The sequence below is a fragment of the Thioalkalivibrio versutus genome (assembly GCF_001020955.1).
GTDB lineage: Bacteria > Pseudomonadota > Gammaproteobacteria > Ectothiorhodospirales > Ectothiorhodospiraceae > Thioalkalivibrio > Thioalkalivibrio versutus.
Genome location: NZ_CP011367.1, coordinates 2,487,924 through 2,514,584, shown reverse-complemented (window position 1 = coordinate 2,514,584; position 26,661 = coordinate 2,487,924). Strand labels below are relative to the sequence as shown.

The 26,661-nt window shown below is 68.5% G+C and carries 27 protein-coding genes and 1 pseudogene; 9 read left to right on the top strand and 19 right to left on the bottom strand.

The features are described from left to right. Positions 1-47: 47 nt before the first annotated feature. Positions 48-1,091: an EF-P beta-lysylation protein EpmB gene (gene epmB, locus TVD_RS11615; protein ID WP_047251660.1), complete on the bottom strand. Its 1,044-nt coding sequence runs from the start codon at positions 1,089-1,091 to the stop codon at positions 48-50. Positions 1,092-1,168: 77 nt separating this feature from the next. Here epmB and efp point away from each other — a divergent pair, with 77 nt between their 5' ends. From efp to dacB, 3 genes are all read left to right on the top strand, one after another. After that, the gene (gene efp / locus TVD_RS11610; protein ID WP_026182087.1) at positions 1,169-1,732 is read left to right on the top strand and encodes an elongation factor P; all 564 of its coding nucleotides are present in this window, start codon (positions 1,169-1,171) and stop codon (positions 1,730-1,732) included. A 25-nt stretch (positions 1,733-1,757) separates the two neighbouring features. Beyond that, positions 1,758-2,717 (top strand): EF-P lysine aminoacylase EpmA, encoded by a 960-nt coding sequence (gene epmA, locus TVD_RS11605; RefSeq protein ID WP_047251659.1) that lies wholly within the window; start codon positions 1,758-1,760, stop codon positions 2,715-2,717. A 175-nt stretch (positions 2,718-2,892) separates the two neighbouring features. Then, positions 2,893-4,293 carry a D-alanyl-D-alanine carboxypeptidase/D-alanyl-D-alanine endopeptidase gene (gene dacB / locus TVD_RS11600; protein WP_019628690.1) on the top strand — a complete coding sequence of 467 codons (1,401 nt, stop codon included), beginning with the start codon at positions 2,893-2,895 and terminating at the stop codon, positions 4,291-4,293. 79 nt (positions 4,294-4,372) lie between these two features. On the opposite strand, the gene TVD_RS11595 is transcribed toward dacB, so the two are convergent. Both TVD_RS11595 and TVD_RS11590 read right to left on the bottom strand, forming a co-directional pair. Further along, complete coding sequence (locus TVD_RS11595) at positions 4,373-4,942, bottom strand: hypothetical protein (protein WP_047251658.1); 570 nt, start codon at positions 4,940-4,942, stop codon at positions 4,373-4,375. Positions 4,943-5,009: 67 nt separating this feature from the next. After that, on the bottom strand, positions 5,010-5,561 hold the full coding sequence (locus TVD_RS11590) for a hypothetical protein (protein WP_047251657.1): 552 nt from the start codon (positions 5,559-5,561) through the stop codon (positions 5,010-5,012). Between the two features lie 159 nt (positions 5,562-5,720). Here TVD_RS11590 and TVD_RS11585 point away from each other — a divergent pair, with 159 nt between their 5' ends. Then, positions 5,721-6,194 carry a Z-ring associated ZapG family protein gene (locus tag TVD_RS11585; RefSeq protein WP_018145354.1) on the top strand — a complete coding sequence of 158 codons (474 nt, stop codon included), beginning with the start codon at positions 5,721-5,723 and terminating at the stop codon, positions 6,192-6,194. 244 nt (positions 6,195-6,438) lie between these two features. Here the strand turns inward: TVD_RS11585 and TVD_RS11580 are convergent, their stop codons facing one another. The 13 genes from TVD_RS11580 to TVD_RS11520 all read right to left on the bottom strand — a co-directional run bounded on the left by TVD_RS11580 (position 6,439) and on the right by TVD_RS11520 (position 17,645). Then, complete coding sequence (locus TVD_RS11580) at positions 6,439-6,834, bottom strand: hypothetical protein (protein WP_018145355.1); 396 nt, start codon at positions 6,832-6,834, stop codon at positions 6,439-6,441. Between the two features lie 92 nt (positions 6,835-6,926). Beyond that, on the bottom strand, positions 6,927-7,652 hold the full coding sequence (locus tag TVD_RS11575) for a glycosyltransferase family 2 protein (RefSeq protein ID WP_047251656.1): 726 nt from the start codon (positions 7,650-7,652) through the stop codon (positions 6,927-6,929). A gap of 7 nt (positions 7,653-7,659) precedes the next feature. After that, a complete protein-coding gene (gene fabG, locus TVD_RS11570) occupies positions 7,660-8,382 on the bottom strand; it encodes a 3-oxoacyl-ACP reductase FabG (RefSeq protein WP_018649688.1) in 723 nt (240 codons plus the stop codon). Next, entirely contained in the window at positions 8,379-8,840 is a 462-nt protein-coding gene (locus TVD_RS11565; RefSeq protein ID WP_047251655.1) for a hotdog family protein, read from the bottom strand. Before TVD_RS11565 ends, fabG begins: the two co-directional genes overlap by 4 nt. A gap of 30 nt (positions 8,841-8,870) precedes the next feature. Then, a complete protein-coding gene (locus TVD_RS11560) occupies positions 8,871-9,650 on the bottom strand; it encodes a beta-ketoacyl synthase chain length factor (RefSeq protein ID WP_018169141.1) in 780 nt (259 codons plus the stop codon). Continuing rightward, positions 9,647-10,834: a beta-ketoacyl-ACP synthase gene (locus TVD_RS11555; protein WP_047251654.1), complete on the bottom strand. Its 1,188-nt coding sequence runs from the start codon at positions 10,832-10,834 to the stop codon at positions 9,647-9,649. The genes TVD_RS11560 and TVD_RS11555 overlap by 4 nt, the downstream gene beginning before the upstream one ends. A 67-nt stretch (positions 10,835-10,901) precedes the next feature. Continuing rightward, complete coding sequence (locus tag TVD_RS11550) at positions 10,902-13,307, bottom strand: MMPL family transporter (protein WP_047251653.1); 2,406 nt, start codon at positions 13,305-13,307, stop codon at positions 10,902-10,904. Between the two features lie 262 nt (positions 13,308-13,569). After that, positions 13,570-14,115: a LolA-related protein gene (locus TVD_RS11545; RefSeq protein ID WP_047251652.1), complete on the bottom strand. Its 546-nt coding sequence runs from the start codon at positions 14,113-14,115 to the stop codon at positions 13,570-13,572. A gap of 58 nt (positions 14,116-14,173) precedes the next feature. Then, on the bottom strand, positions 14,174-15,073 hold the full coding sequence (locus TVD_RS11540; protein WP_047251651.1) for an LpxL/LpxP family acyltransferase: 900 nt from the start codon (positions 15,071-15,073) through the stop codon (positions 14,174-14,176). Next, positions 15,070-15,402, bottom strand: a complete 333-nt coding sequence (locus tag TVD_RS11535) for an ApeI family dehydratase (RefSeq protein ID WP_047251650.1) — start codon at positions 15,400-15,402, stop codon at positions 15,070-15,072. The genes TVD_RS11540 and TVD_RS11535 overlap by 4 nt, the downstream gene beginning before the upstream one ends. Positions 15,403-15,415: 13 nt before the next feature. Beyond that, positions 15,416-16,765, bottom strand: a complete 1,350-nt coding sequence (locus tag TVD_RS11530) for an AMP-binding protein (RefSeq protein ID WP_047251649.1) — start codon at positions 16,763-16,765, stop codon at positions 15,416-15,418. Further along, positions 16,762-17,376 (bottom strand): COG4648 family protein, encoded by a 615-nt coding sequence (locus TVD_RS11525; RefSeq protein ID WP_047251648.1) that lies wholly within the window; start codon positions 17,374-17,376, stop codon positions 16,762-16,764. The genes TVD_RS11530 and TVD_RS11525 overlap by 4 nt, the downstream gene beginning before the upstream one ends. After that, positions 17,373-17,645: a phosphopantetheine-binding protein gene (locus TVD_RS11520; protein ID WP_047251647.1), complete on the bottom strand. Its 273-nt coding sequence runs from the start codon at positions 17,643-17,645 to the stop codon at positions 17,373-17,375. Before TVD_RS11520 ends, TVD_RS11525 begins: the two co-directional genes overlap by 4 nt. A 220-nt stretch (positions 17,646-17,865) precedes the next feature. Here TVD_RS11520 and TVD_RS11515 point away from each other — a divergent pair, with 220 nt between their 5' ends. Both TVD_RS11515 and TVD_RS11510 read left to right on the top strand, forming a co-directional pair. Continuing rightward, positions 17,866-19,179, top strand: coding sequence for an NAD(P)/FAD-dependent oxidoreductase (locus tag TVD_RS11515; protein ID WP_018145368.1), 1,314 nt, complete (start codon positions 17,866-17,868; stop codon positions 19,177-19,179). Positions 19,180-19,189: 10 nt separating this feature from the next. After that, on the top strand, positions 19,190-19,864 hold the full coding sequence (locus tag TVD_RS11510; protein ID WP_047251646.1) for a YdcF family protein: 675 nt from the start codon (positions 19,190-19,192) through the stop codon (positions 19,862-19,864). 197 nt (positions 19,865-20,061) lie between these two features. Here the strand turns inward: TVD_RS11510 and TVD_RS11500 are convergent, their stop codons facing one another. Further along, complete coding sequence (locus TVD_RS11500; protein ID WP_047251644.1) at positions 20,062-22,839, bottom strand: valine--tRNA ligase; 2,778 nt, start codon at positions 22,837-22,839, stop codon at positions 20,062-20,064. 508 nt (positions 22,840-23,347) lie between these two features. On the opposite strand from TVD_RS11500, the pseudogene TVD_RS15080 reads away from it, so the two are divergent. Further along, positions 23,348-23,561: pseudogene (locus TVD_RS15080) on the top strand (hypothetical protein). 281 nt (positions 23,562-23,842) lie between these two features. On the opposite strand, the gene TVD_RS11495 reads toward TVD_RS15080, so the two are convergent. After that, complete coding sequence (locus TVD_RS11495; protein WP_047251643.1) at positions 23,843-24,688, bottom strand: SDR family oxidoreductase; 846 nt, start codon at positions 24,686-24,688, stop codon at positions 23,843-23,845. 130 nt (positions 24,689-24,818) lie between these two features. On the opposite strand from TVD_RS11495, the gene TVD_RS11490 reads away from it, so the two are divergent. Together TVD_RS11490 and TVD_RS11485 are read left to right on the top strand one after the other, a co-directional pair. Then, positions 24,819-25,226: a YchJ family protein gene (locus TVD_RS11490; protein ID WP_047251642.1), complete on the top strand. Its 408-nt coding sequence runs from the start codon at positions 24,819-24,821 to the stop codon at positions 25,224-25,226. Next, a complete protein-coding gene (locus TVD_RS11485) occupies positions 25,223-25,828 on the top strand; it encodes a DNA-J related domain-containing protein (RefSeq protein ID WP_047251641.1) in 606 nt (201 codons plus the stop codon). The genes TVD_RS11490 and TVD_RS11485 overlap by 4 nt, the downstream gene beginning before the upstream one ends. A 3-nt stretch (positions 25,829-25,831) precedes the next feature. Here the strand turns inward: TVD_RS11485 and TVD_RS11480 are convergent, their stop codons facing one another. Then, positions 25,832-26,623, bottom strand: a complete 792-nt coding sequence (locus TVD_RS11480; RefSeq protein WP_018175830.1) for a ferredoxin--NADP reductase — start codon at positions 26,621-26,623, stop codon at positions 25,832-25,834. Positions 26,624-26,661 lie beyond the last annotated feature (38 nt).

The following is a 26,661-nucleotide window of genomic DNA, read 5'->3' as shown; positions in this document are numbered from 1 at the left end:
GCTACTTTAGCAGCAAACCGCGCAATCGGTGTGGGTGCCGGTGGGGCTCATTCATGCGCGGGAAACGGTGTCTGCAGGGTCTTGCCGGGTTCTCCGGCGATCTCGCGCGCCAGTCGCGGGACCAGGTAGCCCGGCAGGCGGGCGTGCAGGGCGCGGTAGAGTTCGCGTGCGCGGGCGTCCGGTACCTCGAAGTGGGCTGTGCCACGGGTGCGGTCGAGCTGGTGCAGGTAGTAGGGCAGCACGCCCAGGCGGAAGCCGGCCTCCTGGAGTTCAATCAGGGTCTCGGTGTCGTCGTTGATGCCGGCCAGCAGTACTGCCTGGTTGAGGAGCGTGACCCCGGCGGCGCGCAGGCGATCGATCGCGGCATCGGCCGGTGCGGCGAACTCGCGCGGGTGATTCGCGTGCAGCACCAGGATGTGCTGCAGACGGCCCTTGCCGAGCCAGGCCAGCAGGCGGCCGTCGACCCGTTCCGGCAGCACCACCGGCAGGCGTGTGTGGATGCGCAGGCGCTCGAGGTGCGGGATGTTTCCGAGCCGGTCCGCCAGCCGTTCCAGGCGGGTATCCGACAGGCTCAGCGGGTCGCCGCCGCTGAGGATGACCTCGCGGATGTCCGGATGCGCCGCAATGTAGTTCAGCGCGGGTTCCCAGTCATCCCGGGCCGGGTTGTGATCGGCATAGTCGAACTCGCGACGAAAGCAGTAACGGCAGTGGATGGCGCAGGCCCCGGTGGTCAGCAGGAGGGCACGGCCGTGGTACTTGTGCACCACGCCGGGGGCAGCCAGCGCGTTGTGGTCGCCGACCGGGTCACTGACGAACCCCGGGGACTCGATGGCCTCGCGCGCGTCCGGCAGGGCCTGCAACAGCAGGGGATCCCGTGGGTCGCCGGGGCGGATGCGGGCCAGGTAGCTTTCCGGGATGCGGGTGCGAAACAGCCGGTGCCCGGCCTGCATGCCCGGCAGGGACTCGGGCGGCAGTCCCAGGCGTGCGGCCAGGGTCTCGGGATCGGCGATCGCGCGCGCCAGCGCCTGCTGCCAGGCCGGCGTGGATGCCGGCTCGGGTGGCTGGGTTCCGCGCGGCTCGCGCGTTATCATGACGGGCTTTGTGGGCATGAATCGTTTCCGGACGGGGCGGCATGTCCGCGCCACGCATCATCGAGGGACAGCGCGCAATGGCAACCTACAGTACCAACGAATTCAAGGCCGGTCTCAAGCTCCTGCTGGACGGCGACCCGCAGGCCATCGTGGAGAACGAGTTCGTCAAGCCGGGCAAGGGCCAGGCCTTCAGCCGGGTCAAGCTGCGCAATCTGCGTACCGGCCGGGTGCTGGAGAAGACCTTCAAGTCCGGCGAGTCGGTGGAGGCCGCCGACGTGATGGATACCGAGATGCAGTATCTCTACAACGATGGCGAGTTCTGGCACTTCATGGTGCCGGACACCTTTGAGCAGTATGCCGTCGGCGAGGCCGCACTGGGTGATTCCGGGCAGTGGCTGAAGGAGCAGGATATTTGCACCGTGACCTTGTGGAACGGCGAGCCGCTGTCGGTGGTGCCGCCGTCCTTCACCGAGCTGAAGATCACCCAGTGCGATCCGGGCCTGCGCGGTGACACCGCGCAGGGCGGCACCAAGCCGGCCACGCTGGAAAGCGGCGCGGTGGTCAAGGTTCCGTTGTTCGTCGAAGAGGGCGAGACGGTGAAGGTGGATACCCGCAACGGCGAGTACGTCTCGCGCGTGTGAGCCGGACCCCGGCAGGCCCTGCGACATGACCGACTGGCGTCCGGGTGCGGCGCCGGCCCGCGCGGCGCGCGCCCGCCTCCTGGCCGGGCTGCGGGCGTTCTTCGCGGCCCGCGGGGTGCTCGAGGTCGAGACCCCGATCCTGAGCCGGGGCGCGCCGCAAGATCCAATGCTGGAGAGCTGGGAGGCACAGGCTCCCGGCGGCGAGCGCGGCTACCTGCAGACCTCGCCGGAGTACCCGATGAAGCGCCTGCTGGCGGACGGCGCCCCGGATATCTACCAGATCGCACGGGTGTTCCGCGGGGGTGAATCCGGCCCGCGGCACAACCCCGAATTCACTCTGCTGGAGTGGTATCGCCTGGGCCTGGACCACCACGCACTGGCGCGCGAGGTGGTGGCCCTGATCGCGGACCAGGCCGCGCAGTCTCCCGACTGGCACGCGCCCCGGGGGTGCGAGGCGATCGCCTATGCCGATCTGTTTCGCTCGACTTTGGGGGTGGACCCGGCGGAGACGAATGCCGCGGAGCTGGAACGGGTCGCGGGGGACCACGGGCTGGTCATCCGCGGCGGGCTGGATCGGGACGGCTGGCTGGATGCCCTGATCAGCCTGGTGATCGCGCCGGGCTTCCCGCCGGACCGGCTGACAATCCTGTTCGACTACCCCGAGAGCCAGGCCGTGCTCGCGCGCCCTTGCGCGGACCGGCCGGGCTATGCCGCCCGTTTCGAGCTCTACTGGGGCGACCTGGAGCTGGCCAACGGCTATCACGAGCTGATCGACCCCGCAGTGTTTCGCCAGCGCCGCGAGCGGGACATCGCTCAGCGCCGCGCGCGCGGCCAGCCCCTTCCGCCCGTGGACGATCACCTGGAGGCGGCGCTGGAGTCGGGTCTGCCGGACTGCGCGGGCGTGGCCCTGGGCGTGGACCGGCTGCTGATGCGTCTGTTGGGGGTGTCGCGTATCGATCAGGTGATCGATTTCCCCTGGGAGTGACGAAGCCCACCCGGAGGGCTTGTCGCGGCCGGGATGGCGGCACACTATAGGGGCCGTTGCCGAAGGCTCTCATGCAGGATGGCTGGTCTCAATGTCCCCTTGTCGTTTTTCGCGTCGCCCCGGGCCCCGGTCCGGACCTTCCTGGTGTTTCGTATCCGTCGCTCTGATCCTCTTGTTGTGGCTGGCACCGCTGGCCGCACAGGCCCAGTTCGAGCATCTCCCGGGACCGCTGCAGCGGGCGATCGAGAGCCAGCGTCTGCCGCCGGCAAATGTGGGCCTGTGGGTACAGCGGATGTCCGATGGCGCGGTCCTCGCGCGCCTGAATGCCGATCAGCCGTACAACCCGGCCTCTACCATCAAGCTGGCCACCTCGCTGGCGGCCTTGCACGAGTTGGGGCCCGAGTACACTTGGACCACCGAGGTGTGGGCCACGCGACCGGTGCGCGACGGTGTATTGCGCGGCGATCTGGTGATCCGCGGGACCGGCGACCCCGGCATGGTCAGCGAGGAGCACTGGCGCATGTTGGGGCAGTTGCGTCAGACCGGGCTGCGGCGCATCGAGGGCAACGTCATCCTCGACGCCTCGCATTTCGAACTGCCTCCGGGCCATCCGGCCGCATTCAATGACCAGCCGCTGCGGGCCTACAACCAGCTGCCCTATGCCCTGCACGTAAACGCCAACGCCCAGCGCTTCCGTGTGCGGCCGGAGCGGCATGGGAACGGGATTGACGTGACCGTGGATCCGCCGCTGCCGGGGCTGACGATCGAGAATCGCCTGCAGCCGTCGCGTGGCAGCTGCGGGGCCTGGCAACGGGGCATTCGCTTTGACGCCGATCCCGAGGCACAACGCGTGACCCTATCCGGCGAGTACCCGGTTAACTGCGGGGACTACGAACTGCTGCGTACGGTCCTGACGCCGGAGGCCAATCACGCCGAGATGTTCCGTCTGCACTGGTCGCAGTGGGGCGGTGAGCTGACCGGCGACATTCGCCCCGGCGTGCTGCCGGTGCTGTACGACGAACCGATCCTGCGCCATACCTCGCGGCCGCTGGCGGATCTGATCCGGGTCTCCAACAAGTGGAGCTCCAACGTGATGACCCGCCACCTGCTGCTGACCCTGGGGGCGCGTCACTTTACCCCGCCGGCTACGCTGGAGAAGGGGCAGCAGGCCCTGCTGGAGTCGCTGCGCGGGTTGGGGGTCGAGGTGGGTGGCATGGTGGTCGACAACGGGTCGGGGCTCAGCCGCGAGACCCGCATGACCGCGCGCCAGCTGGGCCAGATCCTCGAGGGCGGATGGCAGCACTCGCACCGTCCGGAATTCCAGTCCTCCCTGGCCCTGGCCGGGCTGGACGGGACCCTGCGCAATCGCTTCCGCAACGGCAGCCAGCGCGACCTGCGCGGGCAGATGCACCTGAAGACGGGGCACCTCAACGAGGTCTCTGCGGTCGCCGGCTACGTGCGCACGCAAGGCGGGGACGACCTGGCCGTGGTGGTGCTGGTCAACGACCCCCGCGCGCATCAGGGCCTCGGTCGGAACCTGCAGGATGCCGTCCTGGAGTGGGCCCACCGCCTTTGACGCCCGGCGTTTATCCACCACGAAGCGCGCACGAAGGGTTAGGTTCGCACGCTTCGTGGTGAGGGGGCCCTGATTGACCTCAGGGTGAGTCGAGCTTCCAGTTGGACATGATCGGGAGGCGCGAGACATCGACCTCCAGGGCCGTCAGCCAGTGCGCGACCATGCGGTTGGAGTTGTTGCGCAGGGTGTAGGCCTCGGGGTGTTCGACAAAGGCCATGTCCCATTCTGTCGATACCTCGCGATCATCGTGGCCCGCCTGCCAGATTTCCTCCAGCGCCTCGCGCAGTGCCGTAACCCTGGCCCCGGGGACCGTCAGCAGATGCAGTTCCTCCAGCGGCACGCGCAACTGGGTTGCCGTCGCGTCCTCCAGGTTGGAGCCGGTCAGGGATTGCCGGCCGAGGCCCGCCCGTGTGGGCAGGAACAGCCCGGCCAGCCCCTGCAGGGGGTTGATTCGCCGCTCGACGTAAAACGACCAGTCGCCGTAGGAATAGCGCAGCCAGGCGTCCGGGGTCGCGGTCGGCAGGACCAGACTGGAGTGATGGCCGTGGTCCAGGAGTGCCACGGTGACCGGGTCTTCCGGTTCGGCCGGCGGCTGCAGGGTGACTGCGGCGCAGCCTTGCAGGAGCCACAGGGCAATTACGGCCAGCATCAGATGCTCGAGGCGGAACGTGCCTCGGCCGCGCGGCCTGCAAATGCTGGAATGGCGCACGGGTTGGTCAGTGGTGCTCGAGCTTGCCCAGCTCCGAGAGGATCGAGAGCACCAGCGACTCGCCCTGGGCGTCCATGCCGCGGCACAGCACATCCGGGTCACGCTCGCCGTCCACCAGGCGCTTGGTGATGCCACCGAGGCGCGCCATGTCGCCCCCGGCCCGGCTCATCTGTTCGGCCATCTGCGACAGCCAGTGCAGCGACTGGGCGTCTCCGTGGGCCGCGCCGTGGATCATCTGGGCCAGCCCCGGTGCGGCCTGCGCCGGATCGCCGCTTTGCTCGGGGTTCGGCAGGGTGGAGGGGTCCTGCAGGCCGGCCAGGATCGCCGTCAGGATCACCGTGTCCTCGTCGTCCAGCCCCTGCAGCAGGGACGTGTCGCGTTCGCCTTCGAGCACGCGGCGGATGCGCAGGATCAGCTCGCCCCAGCCGGCCTCGTGGGCCTGGTTCAGCACTGGCTCCAGTTCGCGGCGGGTCTCCGGGTTCTGGGTGGCCTGCACCACCAGGTTGATCAGGCCGGCCTGGGCCTGGCGGATCTGCTGGGCATGTTGCGGTTCGATCATGGCGGGTCTGGCTCTTGGTTGTACGGCGGATTGAAACGGCTTCCGGGGGCCTTCCTGCGTGGTTCCGGTGTCCCTGTTGTGGCGAGGTTAGCATGCCCGGCAGTGCGTTCGGCGAGGGCCTGCGGCACAATGGCGGCTCCATTTGCAGAGGATGTCGTGGTGGAAGAACAGACAGCAGTGGGGCTGTGGGTGGCCCTCGGGATCCTGGCCATCGTGGTTGCCGCCCTCGTGGGTTTCTGGGTGGGCCGCGTCACCAGTGACGAGCGCAAGCTGATCCGCGAGCTGGAAGAGGAACTCGACCGGCGCATGCAGGAACTGACCCGCTACCGCAGCCAGGTCAACGACCATTTCGATCGCACGGCCACGCTGTTCGCGACCATGGCGGGTTCCTACCGCGACCTCTACCACCACCTGGCGCAGAGCGCGGAGGAACTGGCGGACAAGCCGACCCGTGATCGCCTCGAGGACCGGGCCGGGCAGTTGCTGTCGCACATGACGCGCCGTGACTACGGCGCCGGTCCCGGCGAGGCGGCCGGCGGCGCCAACGAATCGGACGCCCAGGACGACGAGCCGACCCCCAAGAGTTCCGAGGGCGAGGCACGCAAGCCGGACGAACGCCCGCGCCCCGACTGACCCGTGACCGAGGAGTCGGTTTGGGATCACCGCGACGCACAGGAAGGGACGAAGAAAACCTGAAAAGCATCACCCGGTCGGTGTAAAGACTGGATGGTGGGCAAGACCGCAACGGAGGCGCAAGACGCTTTCGTCACCGGATTCCTTCCGATCTCCCCGCCCGCGTGCGCTTCGTGATGAAAGGCCCTTTGCCCTGGAGCGTGCGCACCGCGCCGGGGTGTGCCCGACGCGGTGCGGGGTGGGATCAGAGGGCGGAGATCTGCGCCCGGATCTGGTTGTCCAGATTCTGGATCCAGTTGTTGTAGTTCGGGTGGATATTGCCGTCCGCGTAGTTCAGGTTGGTGCTGTCCTTGTAGCGAATGCTGTATTCACCCGCCGCATAGGGGATCTCCACTTCGGCGACGTGGTCGCGCAGCGCAAGTCGCCCTTCGAGCAGCCCCGGTTCCACTTCTTCCATGCGCCAGCCCAGCGCCGTTCCGGCGGTGCGGATGGCGCGTTCCATCTGTTCGGCGCTGGGGCGTTCACCCGCAACATCGGTGACCGTGGTATCGCTGACGTTGTGCACGGGGACCGTGCCGCGGCAGCCGGCCAGCGCGATCAGGCTGGCAAACAGGATGACCAGCAACGTCCTGGTATTCATGGCGTTTTCCTTCTGGGATGGGTGCGTCGAGAGTGTAGACACGCGTGCCGTTGGTTTCCAAGGGCGCGGCCCGGAGCGGCACGCCGGGGCCTTCAGCGCACCAGGCCCCGCGAGCGCAACAGCCCCAGCGGGCGCATCCCGCGGCGCAGCAGGTGGCCGGCGACCATGGCGATGATGCGCAGGGTGTCCGCGGTCGCGCGGTAATGGCTGGGGCGGTGGTTCTCCGGGTAGATACAGCGTACCGGGACCACCCGCACCGGGAATCCCAGCCGCTCGGCGACGATCAGGGCCTCGCTTTCGAACACGAAGCCGCGCGCCCGGTGATGACGCAGCTCGAGGCGTCGCAACAGCGCCGCGGGATACAGGCGGAACCCCGACTGCGAATCCTGCAGCGGTTGCCCCGAGGCCCAGGCAATCCAGAAGTCCGCCATGCGGTTGCCGAACAGGCGCAGCGGCGGGGTATGTTCGCGGCCCTTGAGTCGGGCCCCCAGGATCAGCCGCTCGGGGGTCTCGCGCCAGGCGGCGATGAGGGCCGGGATCTCCGTGGTGTCGTGCTGGCCGTCGGCGTCCAGGGTCACCACGGCATCGGCTCCGGTGGCCAGGGCATGCTGCATCCCGGCCCACAACGCGGCCGCCTTGCCGCCATTCTCGGGCAGGCGCAGGACCTCCGCCTGGCCCTCGATCAGGCTTGCGGTCGCATCCTTGGAGCCGTCGTCCACCACGATCACCCGGTCCACGTGGGCGCGGGCGCCGGCGACGACGTCTTCGATGGTGGCGGCCTCGTTGTGGGCCGGGATCAGGGCAACGACGTGGCTCATGGCGGGGTCAGGCGAGGGCGCCGTTGACGCCGATCACCTGACCGGACACGTAGCTGGCGCCCTCGCTGGCGAGGAAGCCGACCACACTCGCGACCTCCGCGGGCTGGCCGGCGCGGCGCATGGGTACGACGCTGCGGATGCGGTCGGCATCGAAGCTCGAATCGCTCATCGGGCTTTCGATGATCCCGGGGGCGACCGCGTTGGCGGTAATCCCGCGCGAGGCGACCTCCTGGGCCAGCGAGCGAATGGCACCATGGAGCCCGGCCTTGGCCGCTGCGTAGTTGGCCTGGCCGCGATTGCCGATCTGCCCGGCGACGGAGGAGATCGCCACGACCCGGCCCCAGCGGGTGGTGATCATCGGCAGCAGTAGTGGCTGGGTGACGTTGTAGAACCCGTTCAGTCCGACGTCGATCGGTCGGTCCCACTGCTCGCGGCGCATTCCGGCCAGCGGCGCATCGTCGTGGATGCCCGCGTTATGCACCAGGATCTGCACCGGTTGCTCGGCCGCCAGGGGCTCCAGGGCCTCGCGGCAGGCCCCCTCGTCGGTGATGTCGAACACCAGCACGCGGGCCTGGCCGCCGTCGGCGCGGATGGCCGCGGCTGTTGCTTCGGCCGCGTCGGCATTGCGATGGGCGTGCAGGACCACCTCATGGCCAGCCGCGGCCAGGGCTTGGGCAATGGCGGCGCCGATGGCGCCGCTGGCTCCGGTAATCAGGGCGCGTGCAGTCACGGGGTCTTTTCCTCGTCGGCGGGTTGCAGGATCACCGTCGCGCGGGCGCTCAGCACCGGCCGGTCACCGGCGGTGACCCGCAGGTCGTAGATCGAGCTGTGGGTATCCGACAGGATGCGTTCGGCGTGGATCTCCAGCGGGTCGTCGAGGCCGTCGAGACGTTGGACCTGCAGTTGCAGGTTGCGCACGGCCGCCAGGTAGCCGGCCCGGGGCGGGCCGCCATCCGCCAGCAGTGCCCCGTGCACGGCCATGCCCTGGGCGCCGTATTCCAGTGCCCCCAGGGCATGCAGGCCGCCTTCCCCGCGCAGCGGGTTGGCCGGATCCCGGTGGCTGTCGGCACGACAGTGGATGGCGTCGTCGGACCAGGCCTCTACCGAATCCAGCAGACACATCGCCCCGGCGTGCGGCAGCAGCCGGCAGATAGCGTCGTGATCCAGGGTTTCGGGTCGCGATGGCATGCGCGGGATCTTCCTGATCCGGGCGATTGTTCAGGGCTCGATGCGGATGCTCAGCGACCGGCCCAACGGGGCGTCAAGCGTAACATGGCCGGCCGTGCCCCGGGCCAGTTGCTCCAGCAGCGGCAGGGCGCGTGCCGCCGGGTTGCTCTCGCGCAGGGCCTCCAGTTCGTCTGCCACGCAGCGATCGGCGGTGGCGGGTCCCTTGAGGTCCATCTGCAGCCGCCAGGTGGCGCCCTCCACCGGCCCCAGGCGCAGGGCGACCGCGAACGCATGGTGGATCGGGCGCACGCGGATGAATGTCTCCATCGACGGTACGTCGTAGCAGGTGAGCAGCACCTCGCCACCCTCGCACTGTTGCAGCGTCGCGGCCTCCAGCAAACCGGCGGCCACCGTGGCGTTGTAGCCGGATACGGCGGTCGCCGGGGCGGGGTTGCGGGTGGCGATCGACCAGTTACCGGCCGGGGCGTTGTGCACCGAATTGTGGAACTGGACCGGCGAAACCACCGGCTCCGGCTGGGTGAGCGCGTCGCAGATGCGATCGATGATGTCCATGTCGCCGGAGGACGAGGCGAACACGCTGCGCAGTTGGCTGCGATCGCTGTCGGTTGTGGCCTCTTCCGCCACCTTCAGGGCCAGGCGAATCGTGGTCGTGGTGCGTCGACGCTCGTTGGCGGGGAGCAGCCGCACGGGTGGGATATTGATCGCGTCGCCCGCCAGAGGCGCCGTGCCGGCGAGGATGGCGCGGGCGGTCTCGAAGTCGTCCAGTCCCGGGCCTAGCAGTCCGACCGCATGCAGACCGATGGTGTTCATTGCGGTGCCTCCAGCAGCAGGCTGCAGTTGTTTCCGCCGAACCCGAAGGCGTTGATCAGGACCCGCCGAACCGGGCGGTCCTCGGTCTCTGCCCGTGCATCCAGGCCCAGTTCCGGGTCCGGGTGCCGCAGCCCGGCGGTGGCCGGTACGAAGCCGCCGGCCAGGCTGGCCAGCGCCTGCGCGACCCCCACCGCGCCGGCGGCCCCGAGGGTGTGTCCGGTCAGGCCCTTGCTGCCCACCGCGCGCGGGGTCGGGCCTAGGCGGTGGATCAGGGCGCGGGCCTCGGAACGGTCGTTGGCCGGGGTCGCGGTGGCATGCATCAGCACATAGTCGATCTCGTCGCTTTGCCGCCCTGCACGGTCCAGGGCTTGCTGTAGTGCCGTCGCGGCCCCCAGGCCTTCCGGGTGCGGGGCGGACATGTGGTGGGCATCGCTGGATTCGCCGTAACCGGTCAGCCGTGCGCCTTGGGCATTCGCGGAGGGGCGCTCCAGCAGGAAGAAGCCGGCGGCCTCGCCGATGGAGATCCCGGTCCGGTCGCGATCCAGTGGGGTGCAGGGCTGTGCGGCGACCAGCTGCAGGGCGTTGAAGCCGTACAGCGTCATGCCGCACAGGCTGTCGACGCCGCCGACCACGGCGGCGTCGCACAGTCCCGCCGCGATGTAGCGCCGGGCATCGGCAAAGACCTTGGCGCTGGACGAGCAGGCAGTGGAGACCACCATGGCGGGGCCGGACAGGCCGAGGCGGGTGGCAACAAAGTCGGCTAGCGAGAACATGTTCTGGGTGTGCTGGTAATCGTAGTCCGGTGGCAGGGCCCCGGTCTGCGGGTCACGACGGTGGTACGCGGCCTCGGTGGCGGCGATCCCGGAGGTGCTGGTGCCCAGCAAAACGGCTACCCGATCGGCCCCGTGGCGCTCCACTGCAGCCGCCACCGCAGCGACGAAGCCGTCCTGGCGCAGCCCCAGTTCGGCCAGCTGGTTGTTGCGGCACTGGAACGGGGCCAGGGCACCCTCGAGGGCGATGGCTTCCACACCCGGCACGCGGCCGACGTAGGTGTCCAGGTTGACGCGCTCCAGGTCGCAGGCACGCAGTCCGCTGGTGCCGCTGCGCAGGGCCTCGGCGTTGGCGGCGATCCCGGTGCCGGCGGCACTCGTCAGGGTGTGGGCAGTGATGACCAGGGGGTCCATGGACGGGCGTATCTGCGGGTTGTGGCCGGAGGGGTTTCCGGGTGGATTGGGCCAGTTCGGCGTTGCTTCAGGCAGTTTGCCGGCGGCTGGCCTCGGGGGCCAGCAGGGCCGCTGCGAGGAAGGAAAATACCACGCCCAGCACCACCGTGAGGCCCATGGCCTGCAAGACCGGAAGACTGGACAGGGCCAACAGACCGAACACCACCAGCGTGGACAGTGCGCATACGCTGACCGAGCGCAGGTTGCGCAGGCGCGCTGCGGCATCCCGCAGCGGGCGGCTGAAGAACACGGCGTAATCCAGGCACAGCCCGGTGATCAGCAGCATCGCGATCAGGTGGAACAGCGACAGCTGGATGCCCAGCAGGATCAGTGTGGCCAGGGTCAGCAGCAACCCGGTGCCGACCGCGGTCAGGATACGCAGGCTGCGTCCCGGCGCCCGGGTGACGACCAGCAGCAGGAGGGCCACCGCGACCATTCCCAGCGCGAGCCGTTGCAGGGCCTCGACGCGAAAGCCGATCACCAGTTCTTCGGAGGCGCGGAAGAAGTCGATGTGGCGGATGCCCACCCCGTCCAGTTCCGGCACGCTGGCCAGAGGCGCGTCTTCGGCCCAGCGGGTCAGGGCATCGGGGTCATGGACGCCCTGCAGGCGCACCCAGGCGATCCAGCCAGTGTCGTCATCGCGGGGCTGGAGCAGGGGTTCCAGGGCATTGCGCAGCGGCCCGTCGGGAAGGCCCTCGGGTTCCAGCAGGTCTTGCTGGCGGGCCGTCTGGATGTCGTTCACGAAGGGCTCGAAGGCCCCGTCGCGAAACCCCAGCCCTGCGCTCGCCACCTCCAGGCGTTCGCGCAGGGTATCGGGTTCCGGCAACGCGGCTTGACGCTCGCGCTGCAGTGCCCGGCTGGGCAGGACGTTCGCGGCATGGCTGAAGCCGTCCAGGGCCTCCGTCTCGCGCAGCGCCTCCAGGCCCGGCGTCAGGGCCTCGCTGGCGCGCAGGGCTTGCTCCGGCGTGTCGCCGCTGACCAGCAGGGCATGGCGGACGTCCGGCAGCCCCAGGGCGCTGCGCAGGTCCTGGTCGAGCGCAATCTGGTCCTCCGGTACCGGGTGCAGGGCGGACAGACGATCCTCCCACGGGAAGGGGTCGGCACTCGCGACCACGGCGATCGCGGCCAGGCCCAGCAGGGCGAGGCCCCAGCGCGCGATGGCGGGGGGCTGGGCGAGACCCGTGGGCAGGGGCAGGCGCAGCGGCGGCAGGCCCTCGCGCTGCAAGCGGGTGGGGACCAGCGTGGGCAGGATCCAGCGGGTGACCACGGCGGCCACGGCCACGCCAGTCAATACGAACAGCCCGAGCTGGGCCATGCCGGAGAACCCGGTCATTGCCATCAGGGCATACACCAGTACCGTGCTGCCGGCTCCCAGGGCAATGGCGGGCCACAGCTCGCGCGCGACCTGCGGGAGGCGCCCGCCGTCGGCCCGTCCGTCGCCGGACGGTTCACCATCGCCTCGTTGCGCATGGGCGAACAGGTGCAGCGGGTAGTCGAGGGCGATGCCCAGCACGGTGATGCCGAAGGCCAGCGCGATCCCGTGCAGATGTCCGAAGACCAGCGTAACCACGGCCGCGGCGATCAGGATGCCGCTGGCCAGGGGCACGGCCGCCAACCAGACCGGGTGCGGATGGCGGAACACCGCCAGCAGCAGGAGGGCCAGCGCGACGCTGGCGCCTGCGGTGATCCAGGTGACCTCGCCGCGGATGGTGGCGCGGGAGTCCACCGCGATCACCGCCGGGCCGGCAATCTGCAGCTGCAGATCCGGTTCGTCGATGGCGCTGAAGGCCGCGTGCGTGCGTTCGATCAGGGCGGCCTGGGCATCCAGGTCCATGCCGTCGGCCGTGCTCCGCAGCACCAGCAGGGCCCGTCCCCGGTCGGGGGTGACCCAGACGCCTTCGGCGCCGGTCGTCGCCTGGCCACCGCTGGCGGCGAGCTGCTCCAGGACGACCCGGGCCTGTGCGGTGGGGTCACGCGGGATCAGTTCCCGCGGCAGTTCCGGGACGGCGCTGGCGAGGTCGTCGCGGCGGGCCTCCAGGTGTTCGCTCAGGCGGTCCTGGCTGAAGTGTTCGGCATCGACCCGGGGGCTTAGCAGGTAGCGATGCTCGATCAGGAAATCCAGCGCCGGGTCGTCGGGGTCGAGGCGGCCGTTGTGGATGCCGGCAACATCGGGGGCATCTTCCAGGGCCGCGACCAGTGCATCGCTGGCTGCCGCCCGCTCGCGGGCCTCGCCACCGGCGATGGCCAGCAGCAGCATGCGTCCGGCGGGGCCGGCCCCGGGGTCCAGGGCGATCCCGTCCGCGCTGACCGGGTCAGGGGCAAAGCCCTGGAGGTCGGTGACCAGTTCGCCGCGCAGGGTCAGCGTCAGCGTGGCCAGGAGCAGGGCGGCCAGCCAGAGCGTCAGGGCAACGCGGGAGGGGTGGCGGCGCAGCAAGGGCTAGTGGTCCTTCAATGGGATCATTGCGGGTTCAGCGCTCCTGTGGCGTTTCGCTGCAAGGCGCGGTGCGCAGGCAATGGCCGTAGCCCTTGGCAAGCGCCGCAACGGAGCACCACAGGAACGCCCGAAGGGTTGGTCTGTCAACGCCCATGGCCGCGTTCCGGCTCTTGTAAAGGGCTACGGCCATTCACTGCGAGCCGCGCCTTGCCCTGAACGTTGACAGACCAACTGAACCCGTAATGATCCCATTGAAGGACCACTAGTCCGCGTACTGCGGCGGTTCGAAACGCATGCGGCTGTGGTGGCCGCCAGCCTCGATGGTGACCAGTTCGAGCAGTTCACCGTCGGCGCCTTTCAGGGTCAGTTCGGGGACCATGCGGCGCAGGGCACGATCCCGCGGGACGAGCGCGAGGGTCCAGGCGTCGATGTCCCCCGTGACGTCGATCTCGAAGTCGCTCTCCAGGGTCTCGCGGTCGCCGGTCAGCAGGGCGCGGAATAACCCGGCCAGGGTGGCCAGGGCGGGCTGTTCGTTGAGGTCGATCTCGCGGCTGGAGCCGCGACGTTCCAGGGTGAGGGTGTCGCCCTCGATGTGCACGGTCTCGCCACGCGGGCCGTCGACCTGGCGGGTAAGGGTATCGGGGGGCTCGAAGGCCAGGGAGCCCGAGCGGGTCTCCGGGAATTCCAGCATCGGGTCGTCGCGGCGCTCTTCGAACGCGAGGGTCGCCGCGCGCTCGGTGGTCAGGGCTTCGAGCAAGGCGCCGAGGGTGTCGTTGGCCAGGGCCGAAACAGGGACGAGAAGACCCAAGGCCAGGATCAGCGTGATGCCGGACTGGCGGATACGCGGGCCAGAGCCGTGGCCTCGCCTATTTGGATGCATCGTCCCAGAAGTCATAGAAATTGAACCAGTTGTAAGGGGCCTCGCGCACCCGCGCCTCGAGGCGATCGGCGTAGCGCTGTACCCAGTGTGCCAGGGCTGCATCGCGCTGCCCGCGTGGGGCCTCGATGGTCTCGGCGAAGGGTTCAAAGACGATATCGTAGCGGTTGCCCCCGCGATAGAGCCCGAAGCACAGGATCACCGGGACCTTGAGCACCGCGGCCAGCAGCAGCGGCCCTTGCGGGAACAGCGCGGTGTCGCCGAGGAAGTTGCAGGCGACCATCTTGTCACTCTCGGCGACGCGGTCGCCCAGTGTTGCGATCAGCTCGCCGCGATCCAGGCACTCGCGGGCCTGGATCAGGGTCTCGGTGCGCCCCAGCGGGATCACCGACGCGGCGACCTCGGGATTCAGCGCCTCCAGGACTTGGGTGATGCTCTGGTTGTGGTCGTTGTACATCAGGACCTTGACCGGAAAGTCGTACTTGCCCACCGCCAGCGCCCGCAAGGCCTCGAAGCTGCCCAGGTGCGCGCCCAGCAGGATCGCGCCGCGGCCACTGTCCACGTGTTCCAGGAAGGTCTCGCGGTTGTGTACGTGGATGTCCAGACAGGCGTCCTTGCCGGCGAGCAGGAAGACGCGGTCGAGGATGACCGCCGCAAAGCAGTGCAGGTGCCGGGCCAAATCGCCCAGGCGCGGTTCGCGCCCCAGGACCCGGCGCAGGTAGTTGCGACTGTGGCGGCGAGACTTTGGTGCGAACAGCAGGAAGTAGGCCGTGATCGGATAGAGCAGGGTGCGGCTGGCGCGGCGCCCGAGATTCAGGGCCACCCAGAGGATGATGCGCAGGGCCAGGGGCGAGCCCCGCTCCGCCTGCTGAAACCAGCCGCGGCTCATGCGTCCGCGGTGTCGTGAGTCGTGATCAGTTGGCCGGCACAAAAGGTGACGGGGGCCTCGCCATCCGCCGCGAGTACGCGGAAGGCCTGACGGCCGCCGTGCCCGGGCGGATCGATCTCGACCCGGAATGCCGTCTCGGGTCCCAGGGGTGCAAGGAACTTGACCTGGGGGAGGGCCTCGACCGGCCCGAGACCGTGGGCGTGGGCCACTGCCGCGACCTGGTCGAGGATGACCACGCCGGGCACCACCGGGTGACCGGGGAAGTGTCCGGGCAGGGATGGGTGACCGGCCCCGATGTGGCGAATGGTGGACTGGATGAGGGTCTGCATCAGGGCGGGCGGCTCAGGCGCAACGGCCGTGATGGGCGAGCAGGTCCAGCAGGACCTGGCGCGGTAGCTTGCCGGTGGCCGAACGCGGCAGGTGATCGACGCGGACCAGCGGGCGCGGCAGGAACAGCGGGTCCATGCACTCGGCCAGTGCGGCCTGGATTTCGGCCGCGCTGCGATCCGGTGCCACCACCAGGGCGGCCAGCCGGGTCACGCCGTGCGCTTCCTGATCGGTGCCCGGCGGAATGAACACCCCGTCGAGTACCCCGGGGATTGCGTTGAGCCGGCGGTTGAGATCGGCCAGGGAGGCGCGTTTGCCGGCGATGTTCAGTTGATCGGCGAGGCGCCCCTCCATGCGGAAGTGGCTGACGTCCCGGACCTCGATGTGGTCCGGAAGCGGGACCTCTTCGGGGTGCTGGGGTCCCTGGACGCGCGCGAGGCCGTCGTCATCGCGGTGCAGTTGCGCCCCGGGGTAGGCGGTCCAGTCGGATTCGCGGGTAGTGCGGCGGGTCGCAATGGCGCCGGCCTCGGTGCAACCGTAGATCTCGTCCAGCCGGCAGCCGAACACCCGTTCGGCCTGGCCGGCCGTTTCCGGGTCCAGGGGTGCGGTTGCGCAGAGGATGCGTTCCGGGGTCGGCCACTCCAGTCCCGCACGCAGGCAGGCGCTCAGATGAAAAGGTGTGGTGACCAGAACGGCCGGGGTGCAGTCCGCCAGTGCGGCACGGATGTCCTCGGGGTAGAACGGGCGTCCGGCGAGCAGGGTGGCGTGCCCCAGCAGGGCGTACAGGAGCGTGGACTCCAGACCGTACATGTGCTGCGGCGGGACCGTGCCGATCAGGGTCGGTCCGGAGCCATCCACCAGATCGAAGCATTCCAGCGCCTGGCAGGTGACAGCATGCAGGGCCTCCCAGCTGCGCGCATGGGCCGTGGGGGTGCCGGTGCTGCCGGAGGAGAAGGCCAGAACGGCGGTCTGGTCGGCGGGGATCTCGGGGATCGCCCCGGTGGCCTCGCCCGCTTCGCCGCGGGCTGACACCCGCAGGATCGGGATTGCGATCTCGGCATCCGGGCCGTCGACCAGGGCGGGCGCGTCCGGGTATTGGCTGGCGATCTCGGCCAGGGTAGTGCTCCCGCGGTTCGGGGGCAGCAGATTGACCTGGCCGCGCAGCAGAATGGCGGCAAAGGCGACCGCGAAGTGGTAGCGGTCCTGGCACAGGTTGAAGGCCGCCTGCGCCTGCGGCAGGCGTGCGGCCAGCGCCTGCGCGTCGGCGAGGAAGGCGGCGCGCGAGATCGCCCGATCGCCGATGCGCGCCAGCGGGGCGGGCGTGTCGGCGATCAGTGGTCGAGTGACCTGCGGGGTATCTGTCACGGGTGCCTCAGCATCCGGTGGTGATCGACCCGCGCCAGCTCCATCAGATAGGCCAGGAAGCCGTTGTGCGGCTCGTCGCGCAGGAGCCAGCGGCGCAGTGGATACTCCAGCAGGAACAGGCCGGCCAGCAAAAGGTAGTTGATTCCGTTGGCAAACAGGGCCCAGGTGGTGGCGGTGGCGAACAGCGCCAGCCAGGCGGACACGATCGCCAGTCCGGCACACAGCAGGGCCCAGGTAATGGTGAGGTTGCGCGTGTAGCGGTGCACCGCGGGGGTGTCGGAGGCCCCCATGGCCAGGGCATAGCGCGTGATCAGCGGGGTGGAGTCGCTGCGTAGCGAACGCGCGAACAGAAGCGACAAGAGCCCCATGATGAGCACCGGCAATGTGTACAACAGCCAGGTGGCCATCCCGCCGAGGAGCAACAGGCTTATGCCCACGGCCAGGCTCGCGGCCAGCACGCCACGTCCGGCGGCGGCCAGCGAGGCCCATGCAGCCACCAGGATCAGGCTGGCCAGGACCGCCAGCGGCACCAGCGGGATCTCGAAGGTCACGCCGAGGACGACCGCGACCGGATAACTCAGGGCCACGCAGGCGGCGAGTGGGGTGTTCACGACGTGGCTCGGTTGGCCTCGATATGGGCGCTCAGCGCACGCAAGGACGCGAAGATCTCGCGGTTGTTTTCGTCGTCCGACCGGATCTGGACGCCGTAGGCGCGGGAGATGGCCAGGGCCAGCTCCAGGGCATCGATGGAATCCAGCCCCAGTCCTTCACGGAACAGCGCATCTTCCGGCTCGATGTCCTCCGGCGCGACCTCCTCCAGATTAAGGCTGTCCACGATCAGTTGGGCGACTTCCTGTTCGAACGCTGTTTGTGATGGCACGTGTTCCCCCGGTGCAGTGATGTGCGCATTTTGTGATCGCCTCCGAACTTGCCGTTCGCGCGAGGGTCACCCTGCTGTGGGCGCCGATGATACCCACACCCGAGGGGCCGTGGTACCCTCGCGACCAGACCGGGTCGCCTTTCTGGGGTTGCGGGCGGGCAAGCGGAGACGTGATTTGATACAACCGGGACAGGAAGCCGTAACCGACGGGCGCTGCCAGGTGGTGGTGATCGGAGGAGGCCCCGCCGGCTCCACGGTGGCCTCCCGACTGGCGCAGAAGGGGCGCGACGTGGTGCTGCTGGAAAAGGCCCGGCATCCACGCTTCCACATCGGCGAATCCCTGCTGCCGATGAATATGCCGCTGTTCGAGGAACTGGGCGTGGCCGAGGCCATCGCGGCAATCGGCATCCCCAAGCACGGGGCCGAGTTCACCATCCCCGAGGCGCCCGACGCGCCGCGAACCTATTACTTCGAGCGTGCCCTGAACGACGACACACCCGCGTCGGCATGCGAGGTGCGGCGTTCGGAGTTCGACCATCTGTTGCTGGAAAACAGCGCCCGCCTGGGTGTGCGGGTGCTGGAAGAGGTCACCGTATTCGATGTCGCCCTGGCCGATCCCGCCAAGGGCGGGACCCAGCAGGTCACCGCGCGCGATGCATCCGGCAACACGCTGGAGTTCGAGGCCGATTTCGTGGTCGACGCCTCCGGTCGCGATACCTTCCTGGCGCGCCGTCTGGACCTGAAGGCGCGCAACCCGGAACACAACAGCGCCGCGATCTTCGGGCACTTCAACAACGTGCCGCGGCGTGCCGGGCGCGATGCCGGCAACATCAGTATCTACTGGTTCCAGCATGGCTGGATCTGGATGATCCCGTTGCGCGACGGGGCGATGAGCGTGGGCGCGGTTTGTTTTCCCGAATACCTGAAGACGCGCAAGACCAAGCCCGAGACGTTCCTGTGGGACACGCTGAAGCTCTGCCCGCCGGCCTTCGAACGCATGCAGGGCGCGGAGCTGGCCGGCCCGGTCAACGCCACCGGCAATTTCTCCTACCGCTCCAGTCAGGCCCACGGCCCGGGTTATCTGCTGGTCGGCGATGCGTTCACCTTTGTCGACCCGGTGTTCTCCAGCGGGGTCTATATCGCGATGTCGGGGGGCTTCCGCGCCGCCGATGCGGTGGATCGCTGCCTGGAGCATCCGGCGCGCTCCGCACGCTATCTGCGTGCCTTTGAGCGCGACGTGCGCCGTGGCGTCCGCCGTTTCTCCTGGTTGATCTATCGTTTCAACAGCCCGGTGATGCGCAAGCTGTTCATGGGTCCGCGCAATACCTTCGGGATGGAGCAGGCGGTGATCTCGCTGCTGGCCGGGGATGTCTACCGCAATACCCGTGTGCAGTGGTCCCTGCGCGCCTTCAAGACGGTGTACTACGTGCAGATGGCGCTGAACCTGCCGCGGGCCCTGGCCTTCTGGGCGCGGCGCCGGCGCAACGCGCGGCTGCACTTCACCGGCGGCACCACGCCCGAAGACGAGGCCTGAGAAGGCTCCCGTGGGCGAGGTGCGCGTCGGACTGGGTCGCATCGGGCCGGACGGCCTGGCGACCTTTGCGCTGTCGAATCTGATCATCCTGGCCACCGGCGGCTTGTCCTGGCTGGCGCTGTGGCTCTACACCGTGCACTGGTCGCGGCGGCGGCGCTGCCCCGGGCGCGGGGACTGCATCCTGGTGTTGGGGCAGCAGCTGGAGTCGGGGGCGCCCGGTCCGGGCTATCGCCTGCGCCTGCTGCGCGCCGTGCGTCTGGCGCGCCGGAATCCCGATGCCCGGATCCTGGTGCTGGGCGGGCAGACCTCCGTTGGGGCTCCCAGCGAGGCCGCCGCGGGCGCGGCCTTTCTGCAACACCACGGGATCGCGGCGACGCGCATCCGTACCGAAGACGCCTCGCGGCATACGCTGGAGAATCTGCGCAATGCGCGCGATCTGCTGACGGCGACGCCGGAGGCCGGTGATGCGCCCCTGGTGCTGGTGACCAGTCGCTTTCATCTCGCCCGGGCGGTTGCCATCGCGCGCGGCATGGGATTGCGCGTCTGCCCCTGTCCGGCGGAGCCGGGCTCCACCGTATCGGCGGCGCGCCTGGCGCGCGAATGCTGGATGCTGCACTGGTACCACACCGGCCGCACCCTGGCGCGCCTGATCCGCCACCGGGGTATGCTCGAACGGATCAGCTGATGTTCTTCAAGCGCGAAGCGCACGAAGACACGAAGGCGGGCAAGAGCGATCAACAGGGATTCAAGGGGTATGGGCCCGAGGCTATTACCGCCTTGGGTGCAGCCGGTCCTCAGTACGGGCCCGTCAGCCTGGATCCTTCCCGTCTCCCGTCAATGCTTTTCCGGTCTTCTGCGCGTGCCTCGTGGTGAACAGCGCCCTCACATCGCGCGGATGCGTTCGCGCTGGGCGGCCAGCTGGTCGCGGGTGGCGTGCATTTCGGCGACGCGGTCGCGTTCCTTCTGCACCACCTCGGCCGGGGCGCGGTCGACGAAGCTCGCGTTGGAAAGCCGCTGCTCGCTCTGTTCGAGGTTCTTGTCGAGCTTGCCGATTTCCTTGTCCAGGCGCGCGAGCTCGGCGTCCTTGTCGATCAGCCCGGCCAGCGGAATCAGCAGCTGCATGTCGTCGACCAGGGCCATCGCGGATTCCGGGGCCTCGTCGGCCGTGTCCAGCCAGGTGACGCTCTCGGGCTTGGCGAGGAACTCCAGCAGGCCGCGGTGGCGGGTGTAGCGCTCCTGGTCGGCGTCGGTCCAGTTCTTTACCAGCACCGGCAGCGGTTTGGCGGGGGCGATGTCCATCTCCGCGCGGATGCGGCGCAGCCCGGTGATGAAGTCCTTCACCCAGTCGAGCTCGGCCGTGGCGGTCGCGTCACGCGGGAAGCCGTCGCGGCCGGGCCAGGGGCGCTGCACCAGGAATTCGATGTCATGCGTGATGCCGGCATGCGGTTTCACGTTGGTCCAGATGGCCTCGGTGATGAACGGGGTCACCGGGTGCAGCAGGCGCAGCAGGGCCTCGAGCACGGTGACCAGGGTATTGCGCGTGGCGCGCTTGACCGCCTCCGGCGTGGCGTCGTCGTTCAGCACCGGCTTGGTAAGCTCCAGGTACCAGTCGCAGTAGTCGTGCCAGGTGAACTCGTAGAGCGTCTGCGCGGCGAGGTCGAAGCGGTAGGCATCGAGCTGCTGCGTGGCGGTCGCGGCGGTGGCGGCCAGGCGGTCAAGGATCCAGCGGTCGGCCAGCGTGCGGTGCTCTGCGGTATCGGTCGCGGCGGAGCAATCGTGGCCCTCGACGTTCATCAGCACAAAGCGCGAGGCGTTCCACAGCTTGTTGCAGAAGTTGCGGTAGCCCTCGATGCGGCCGAGGTCGAATTTGATATCGCGCCCGGTGGTGGCGAGTGCCGCCAGGGTGAAGCGCAGGGCATCGGTGCCAAAGGCGGGGAAGCCGTCGGGGAAGGCCTTGCGCGTGGCCTTTTCGATCTTCTGCGCCATCTGCGGCTGCATCAGGCCGCGCGTGCGTTTGGCGACCAGGTCGTCGGCGCTGATGCCGTCAATGAGATCGATCGGATCGATCACGTTGCCCTTGGACTTGGACATCTTCTGGCCTTCCGAGTCGCGGATCAGGCCGGTGACGTACACCTCGCGGAAGGGCACATCGCCCATGAAGTGCTCGCCCATCATGATCATGCGGGCGACCCAGAAGAAGATGATGTCGAAGCCGGTGACCAGCACGCTGGTCGGGTAGAAGTCGCGCAATTCCTGCGTCTGCTCGGGCCAGCCGAGGGTGGAGAACGGCCACAGCGCGGAGCTGAACCAGGTGTCGAGCACGTCCTCGTCCTGTTCGAGCACCACGTCCGTGCTCAGGCCGTGCTTCTCGCGCACTTCGGCCTCGTCGCGGCCCACATACACGTTGCCATCCGCGTCGTACCAGGCCGGGATGCGGTGACCCCACCAGATCTGGCGCGAGATGCACCAGTCCTCGATGTTGCGCATCCACTCGAAGTAGGTCTTCGACCAGTTCTCCGGCACGAAGCGGATGCGGCCGTCCTCCACTGCCTTGATCGCCGGTTCGGCCAGCGGGCCGGCCTTCACGTACCACTGGTCGGTCAGATAAGGCTCGACCACGGTGCCGGAGCGGTCGCCGCGCGGGACCATCAGCTTGTGGTCGTCGATCTTTTCGAGCAGTCCTTCCGTATCCAGGTCGTCGACAACCTTCTGTCGGGCCTGGTAGCGGTCCAGCCCGCGATAGGCGGCCGGCACGTTGTCGTTCATGCAGGCGTCGGTGGTCAGGATGTTGATCACCGGCAGGTCGTGGCGCTGCCCCATCGCGTAGTCGTTGAAGTCGTGCGCCGGGGTGATCTTCACGCAGCCGGAGCCGAACTCGGCCTCGACGTAGTCGTCGGCGATGATCGGGATCTCGCGCCCGACCAGCGGCAGCCGGATGGTCTTGCCGATCAGGTGCTGGTAGCGCTCGTCCTCCGGATGCACTGCGACGGCGGTGTCGCCCAGCATGGTCTCCGGGCGGGTGGTCGCGACGGTCAGATGGCCAGAGCCGTCGGCCAGCGGATAGCGGAAGTGCCACAGGTGGCCGACCTCTTCCTCGGACAGGACCTCGAGATCGGAGAGCGCGGTGTGCAGCACCGGGTCCCAGTTGACCAGGCGCTTGCCGCGATAGATCAGGCCCTCCTCGTGCAGGCGCACGAAGACCTCGCGCACCGCGTCGGACAGCCCGTCGTCCATGGTGAAGCGCTCGCGCGACCAGTCCATGGAGTCGCCCAGGCGGCGCATCTGGCGGGTGATGGTGCCGCCGGATTCGGCCTTCCAGTCCCAGACTGCCTCGAGGAATTTCTCGCGCCCGAGGTCGTGGCGGCCCTTGCCGTCGGCGGCCAGCTGGCGTTCGACGACCATCTGGGTGGCGATCCCGGCGTGGTCGGTGCCGCCCTGCCACAGGGTGCGGTCGCCGTGCATCCGCCGATAGCGGATGAGGGTGTCCATCAGGGTGTGCTGGAAGGCATGCCCCATGTGCAGGGTGCCGGTCACGTTCGGTGGCGGCAGCAGGATGCAGTAGTTGGCCTCGCCCGTCGCCGGCGGCGCGAAGACGTTCGCGTCCTCCCAGCGGTCGTACTGGGTCTGTTCGATGCTTTTCGGGTCGAAGCTCTTGTCCATGATCGCGGGCGCGCTCGGGTCGGAGTGTGGGGAAAGCCGCGCATTATAACGGCGCGGCGCGCTGGCCGCCCGGGGGATATGCCCTTGGCGGTTGTGTGCCGTGTAGGCTGGCTCTGGTTCGTCCTCCGGTGTTTACGGTGGCTCCAGGCTGCCGCCTGCCTTGTTGTGGCTGGTCCCGGTTCGTCGTTGGGTGTTTACAGTGCCTCCGGTCCGCATACTGCCAGGCGCTGACTCGCCAGCGCGCCGCGAGGTACTTCTTTGCTCGTGCAAAGAAGTACCCAAGAAACACGCCCGACTGCCGCGACCCCGGCCCGCTGCGCGGGCCGGGGTTTCCCTCGCTCCGAGGCTTTTCGCGGGCGGCGCTGAACTCGCTACGCTTTCGGCTCCGCTCAGACATCCAGCGCCCCGTGTCTATTTAGAATCGTCCCGCGAAAAGCCTCTCCACTCGGCGCGACGACAACGGGGAGGCAGGTCAAAACAACGGCTATCCCAGCGTGCTTGCCAGTGGATGATGGCTAGGTCTTCGAGCATCTTCGGCACGTTCGGCCCTTGGCCCTTGGCCGTTGCGTGCCGCGCCCGCGAAGCGGGCGCTGGGGGCCTTCGAGCGGCTGTGCCTGTTGTTGTGCCACGGGGCCGGAATACCTGTTGTTTTGACCTCCCCCTCCCGTATGGAGCCCCTTGCGGAAGGGTCCTCGGGCCGGGAGAAGGCGCTGGATGTCTGAGCGAAGCGCAGCGTAGCGAGTTCAGCGCCGCCGGCCCGAGGGCCCTGGAGCAAGGTTCCCGGGCGGAATCCGGGTGCCCTTCTTTGGGCACTTTCTTGGGCAAGCAAGAAAGTGCCTCGCGGTGCGCTCGCGAGAGAGCGCCTGGCAGGCGGCCGGACGAAGCCACCGTAAACACCTGATGACGAACCCTGGCTAGCCACCGTGGGGCTGGCGGTGGACCAAAGGCAACATAAACACGAGAGGATGAATACGCCCGAGCCATTGCGTGGCGAGGAGGCGGCTCAGGTGGTGGCGATGTGGTCGAGCAGGGCGCGGTAGCCGGTGCGGTAGTCGGGATACTGGAGGCGATAGCCACTGGCATGCAGGCGCTTGTTGCAGCAGCGCTTGCCGGAGACTCCGCCCTCGGGCATCGGCGGTGTGCCGGGCGGATCGATCTCCATCGCCTGTGCCAGCCAGGCGAGCAGCTCGTGGCGCAGGGCGGGCTCGTCATCCACGCCCAGATAAATCGGGTCGGGGTCATCCAGATGGAACAAGTGGGTCAGCAGGCCCACGCAGTCATCGCGGTGGATGCGGTTGGTCCAGACCGGCGCTTCGTGCTGACCACGCACGCCCTCGCGCACCTTGCGCAGGTGGTACTCGCGCCCCGGGCCATAAATGCCGCCAAAGCGCACGACCACGCCGGGAAAGGGACTGTCGGCCAGCAACTGCTCGGCTTCCCGCAGGGCGCGCCCGGAGAACCGGGTGGGTTCGGTGGGGCTGGCCTCGTCCACCCAGCGGCCGTCGTCGGCGCCGTAGACCGATGTGCTGGAGACGAAGACAACGCGGCGCGGCTGCTGGCTGGCCCGTTCCAGGGCGGTCAGGGTGTTGCGCAGGCCGTCAACATAGGCGCGACGATAGGCGGGCTCGGTGAACTCGCCCGGGGTGGCGATGAAATAAACCGTGTCGAGCGCCGGCGGCAGCTCCGGCAGGCCGTCCGCGACGCCGAAGTCGCCGGCCAGGGGCTGGATCGGCTTGGGGATGTGCTCCGGCCGGCGGCGCAGGCCCCAGACGGAGTGTCCGCCGTGGGCAAGTTGCTGGCCAACGGCACCGCCGAGATCGCCGCAGCCCATGATCAGGATGTTGGCCATTGTTCCCTCCGGGATCGTGATACGCACGCTACCGATTTCGCTGGCGAAAGACCAGTGCCAAAGTGAGGGTTCGACCGTGGGCGATAGCTCGGGCATGCTGGCTGGAACGCAGATGAACGGGAGATGGGGCTTGGGCAAGGCGAGCCGAAAGAAGGTCGACACGTGTGTCTGCGGGTCCGGGCAGGACCGTGCCGCCTGCTGTGGGCCGTATCTGGATGGTACGGCCTCGGCGCCCACGGCGGAGGCGCTGATGCGCTCGCGTTATGCCGCGTTTGTGGAAGGGCGTGAGGACTATCTGCTGGCGACCTGGGCGGCCGCGACACGCCCGGCATCCATGGAGCTGGCCCCGGAACAGCGCTGGCTGGGGCTCGCGATACGTGCGACCGAGGCGGGTGGGCCGGACGACGAGACAGGCTGGGTCGAGTTCATTGCCCGGTCACGGGTGCGCGGTCAGGGCGTACGCCTGCACGAGCGCAGTCGTTTTCGCCGCGAAGACGGGCGCTGGGTGTATGTCGACGGGGAGTTTCCGGGCGCATGACAGCCGCTTCGGATGCGGTCGCGTCACCGGTCCATCCGGCATTGCTGGATCGGGTGCTGGAGTGCCTGCGCATGCAGTCGGACGGGCTGACCGAGCACGCCCTGATCACGCAGTTGCGCGACGCGGGCGTGGAGCCATTTTCCGGGGCGCGGCTGCAGGAGCCCTTGAGCCTGTTTCAGGCGCACTTTGTGCTGTTCCACTGCCTGTACCGGCTGCGCGACCGCCTTGCGGAGGGCGGCGAAGGCTTGCGTATCCACTGCCTGGATATCGGGATCGAGCCGGTGCGGGAGGGAGGCGCGGTGGATGGGCTTCTGGCGACGCATGATCCACTGCGGGCCTATTACCTCGACCTGGCGCAGCTGGAAACCATGGATGCGTCGGCGGTGGAGGCGCTTCTGGGTGAGTTCTGGTCGCAGCTGGGGCGTGACCAGCAACGCGAGCAGGCGCTGGAGGTGCTGGAGCTTGCGGACCCGGTGGATGCCGACACGATCCGCCGACAGTACCGCCGGATGGCGCAGCGCCACCACCCGGACCGGGGTGGCGACACGGCCAAACTGCAGCGGATCAACGCGGCCCGCTGGGTCCTGCTGGTCCGGGGCTGAGGTTCAGTCGTCCGAGTCCGACATGGTGGTGACGAACGCCTGTTCCACGGTGAAGGTACCCACGCCCTTGTAGTTGGTCTGGGTCCAGCCGTGTTCGGTGAGCCACTCGCTCATCTCGCGGTTCATCGCCGGGTTGCCGCACAGCATCACACGGTCGTGTTCCGGATCCGCGGGCGGCAGATCGAGGATCTGGCTCAGCTCGCCGGAGCGGAACATGTCGGCGCCACGCTGGTTGTTGTCGTAGGGCTGCTGCGCGATCGGGCAGGCGAAGTCGTGGTTCTCGCGGGTCACGGTCGGCACGTAGCGCAGGCGGTCGCTGATGCGCGACTCGATCTCCTGGCGGTAGGCCAGTTCCTCGACGGTACGCACGCTGTGTACCAGCACTGCATTGTCGAAGTGCTCGAACAGCTCCGGGCTGCGGATCAGCGAGATGAACGGGGCGAGCCCCGTGCCGGTGGCCAGCATGTACAGGGTGCGACCCGGCTGCACGTAGTCGAAGGTGAGCGAGCCGGTGACCTTGGTGTTGATCCAGATTGAATCACCCGGTCCAGCCTCGGCCAGGCGGCTGGTCAGGGCGCCATCCGGCACGTGGATGCTCAGGAATTCCAGTTCCTCGGCCTCGGGTTCGGAGACGATCGAATACGCACGCGGAATCAGCTTGCCCTCGGGGCGCAGCCCCAGGGTCACGAATTGCCCGTTCTTGAATTCCAGACCCTCCGGGCGCGTGGTGGTGAAGCTGAAGGTCTTGTCCGACCAGCGGTGCGTGGAGGTGATGCGTTGTTCCGAATAAGGCATAAGTGCGTGGTTTTCCGATTATTGTTCGGTCCTACGCT

What these genes read in the sequence shown, in the direction of transcription:
- TVD_RS11485 (WP_047251641.1), top strand. Translation starts at nt 25,223, where the DNA reads ATGACAGCCGCTTCGGATGCGGTCGCGTCACCGGTCCATCCGGCATTG.
- TVD_RS11580 (WP_018145355.1), bottom strand. Translation starts at nt 6,834, where the DNA reads ATGAATACCAGGACGTTGCTGGTCATCCTGTTTGCCAGCCTGATCGCG.
- TVD_RS11555 (WP_047251654.1), bottom strand. Translation starts at nt 10,834, where the DNA reads ATGGACCCCCTGGTCATCACTGCCCACACCCTGACGAGTGCCGCCGGC.
- TVD_RS11480 (WP_018175830.1), bottom strand. Translation starts at nt 26,623, where the DNA reads ATGCCTTATTCGGAACAACGCATCACCTCCACGCACCGCTGGTCGGAC.
- TVD_RS11560 (WP_018169141.1), bottom strand. Translation starts at nt 9,650, where the DNA reads ATGAACACCATCGGTCTGCATGCGGTCGGACTGCTAGGCCCGGGACTG.
- epmA (WP_047251659.1), top strand. Translation starts at nt 1,758, where the DNA reads ATGACCGACTGGCGTCCGGGTGCGGCGCCGGCCCGCGCGGCGCGCGCC.
- epmB (WP_047251660.1), bottom strand. Translation starts at nt 1,091, where the DNA reads ATGATAACGCGCGAGCCGCGCGGAACCCAGCCACCCGAGCCGGCATCC.
- TVD_RS11500 (WP_047251644.1), bottom strand. Translation starts at nt 22,839, where the DNA reads ATGGACAAGAGCTTCGACCCGAAAAGCATCGAACAGACCCAGTACGAC.
- efp (WP_026182087.1), top strand. Translation starts at nt 1,169, where the DNA reads ATGGCAACCTACAGTACCAACGAATTCAAGGCCGGTCTCAAGCTCCTG.
- TVD_RS11495 (WP_047251643.1), bottom strand. Translation starts at nt 24,688, where the DNA reads ATGGCCAACATCCTGATCATGGGCTGCGGCGATCTCGGCGGTGCCGTT.
- TVD_RS11590 (WP_047251657.1), bottom strand. Translation starts at nt 5,561, where the DNA reads ATGATCGAACCGCAACATGCCCAGCAGATCCGCCAGGCCCAGGCCGGC.
- TVD_RS11575 (WP_047251656.1), bottom strand. Translation starts at nt 7,652, where the DNA reads ATGAGCCACGTCGTTGCCCTGATCCCGGCCCACAACGAGGCCGCCACC.
- TVD_RS11565 (WP_047251655.1), bottom strand. Translation starts at nt 8,840, where the DNA reads ATGCCATCGCGACCCGAAACCCTGGATCACGACGCTATCTGCCGGCTG.
- TVD_RS11540 (WP_047251651.1), bottom strand. Translation starts at nt 15,073, where the DNA reads ATGAGCCGCGGCTGGTTTCAGCAGGCGGAGCGGGGCTCGCCCCTGGCC.
- TVD_RS11595 (WP_047251658.1), bottom strand. Translation starts at nt 4,942, where the DNA reads ATGCTGGCCGTAATTGCCCTGTGGCTCCTGCAAGGCTGCGCCGCAGTC.
- TVD_RS11535 (WP_047251650.1), bottom strand. Translation starts at nt 15,402, where the DNA reads ATGCAGACCCTCATCCAGTCCACCATTCGCCACATCGGGGCCGGTCAC.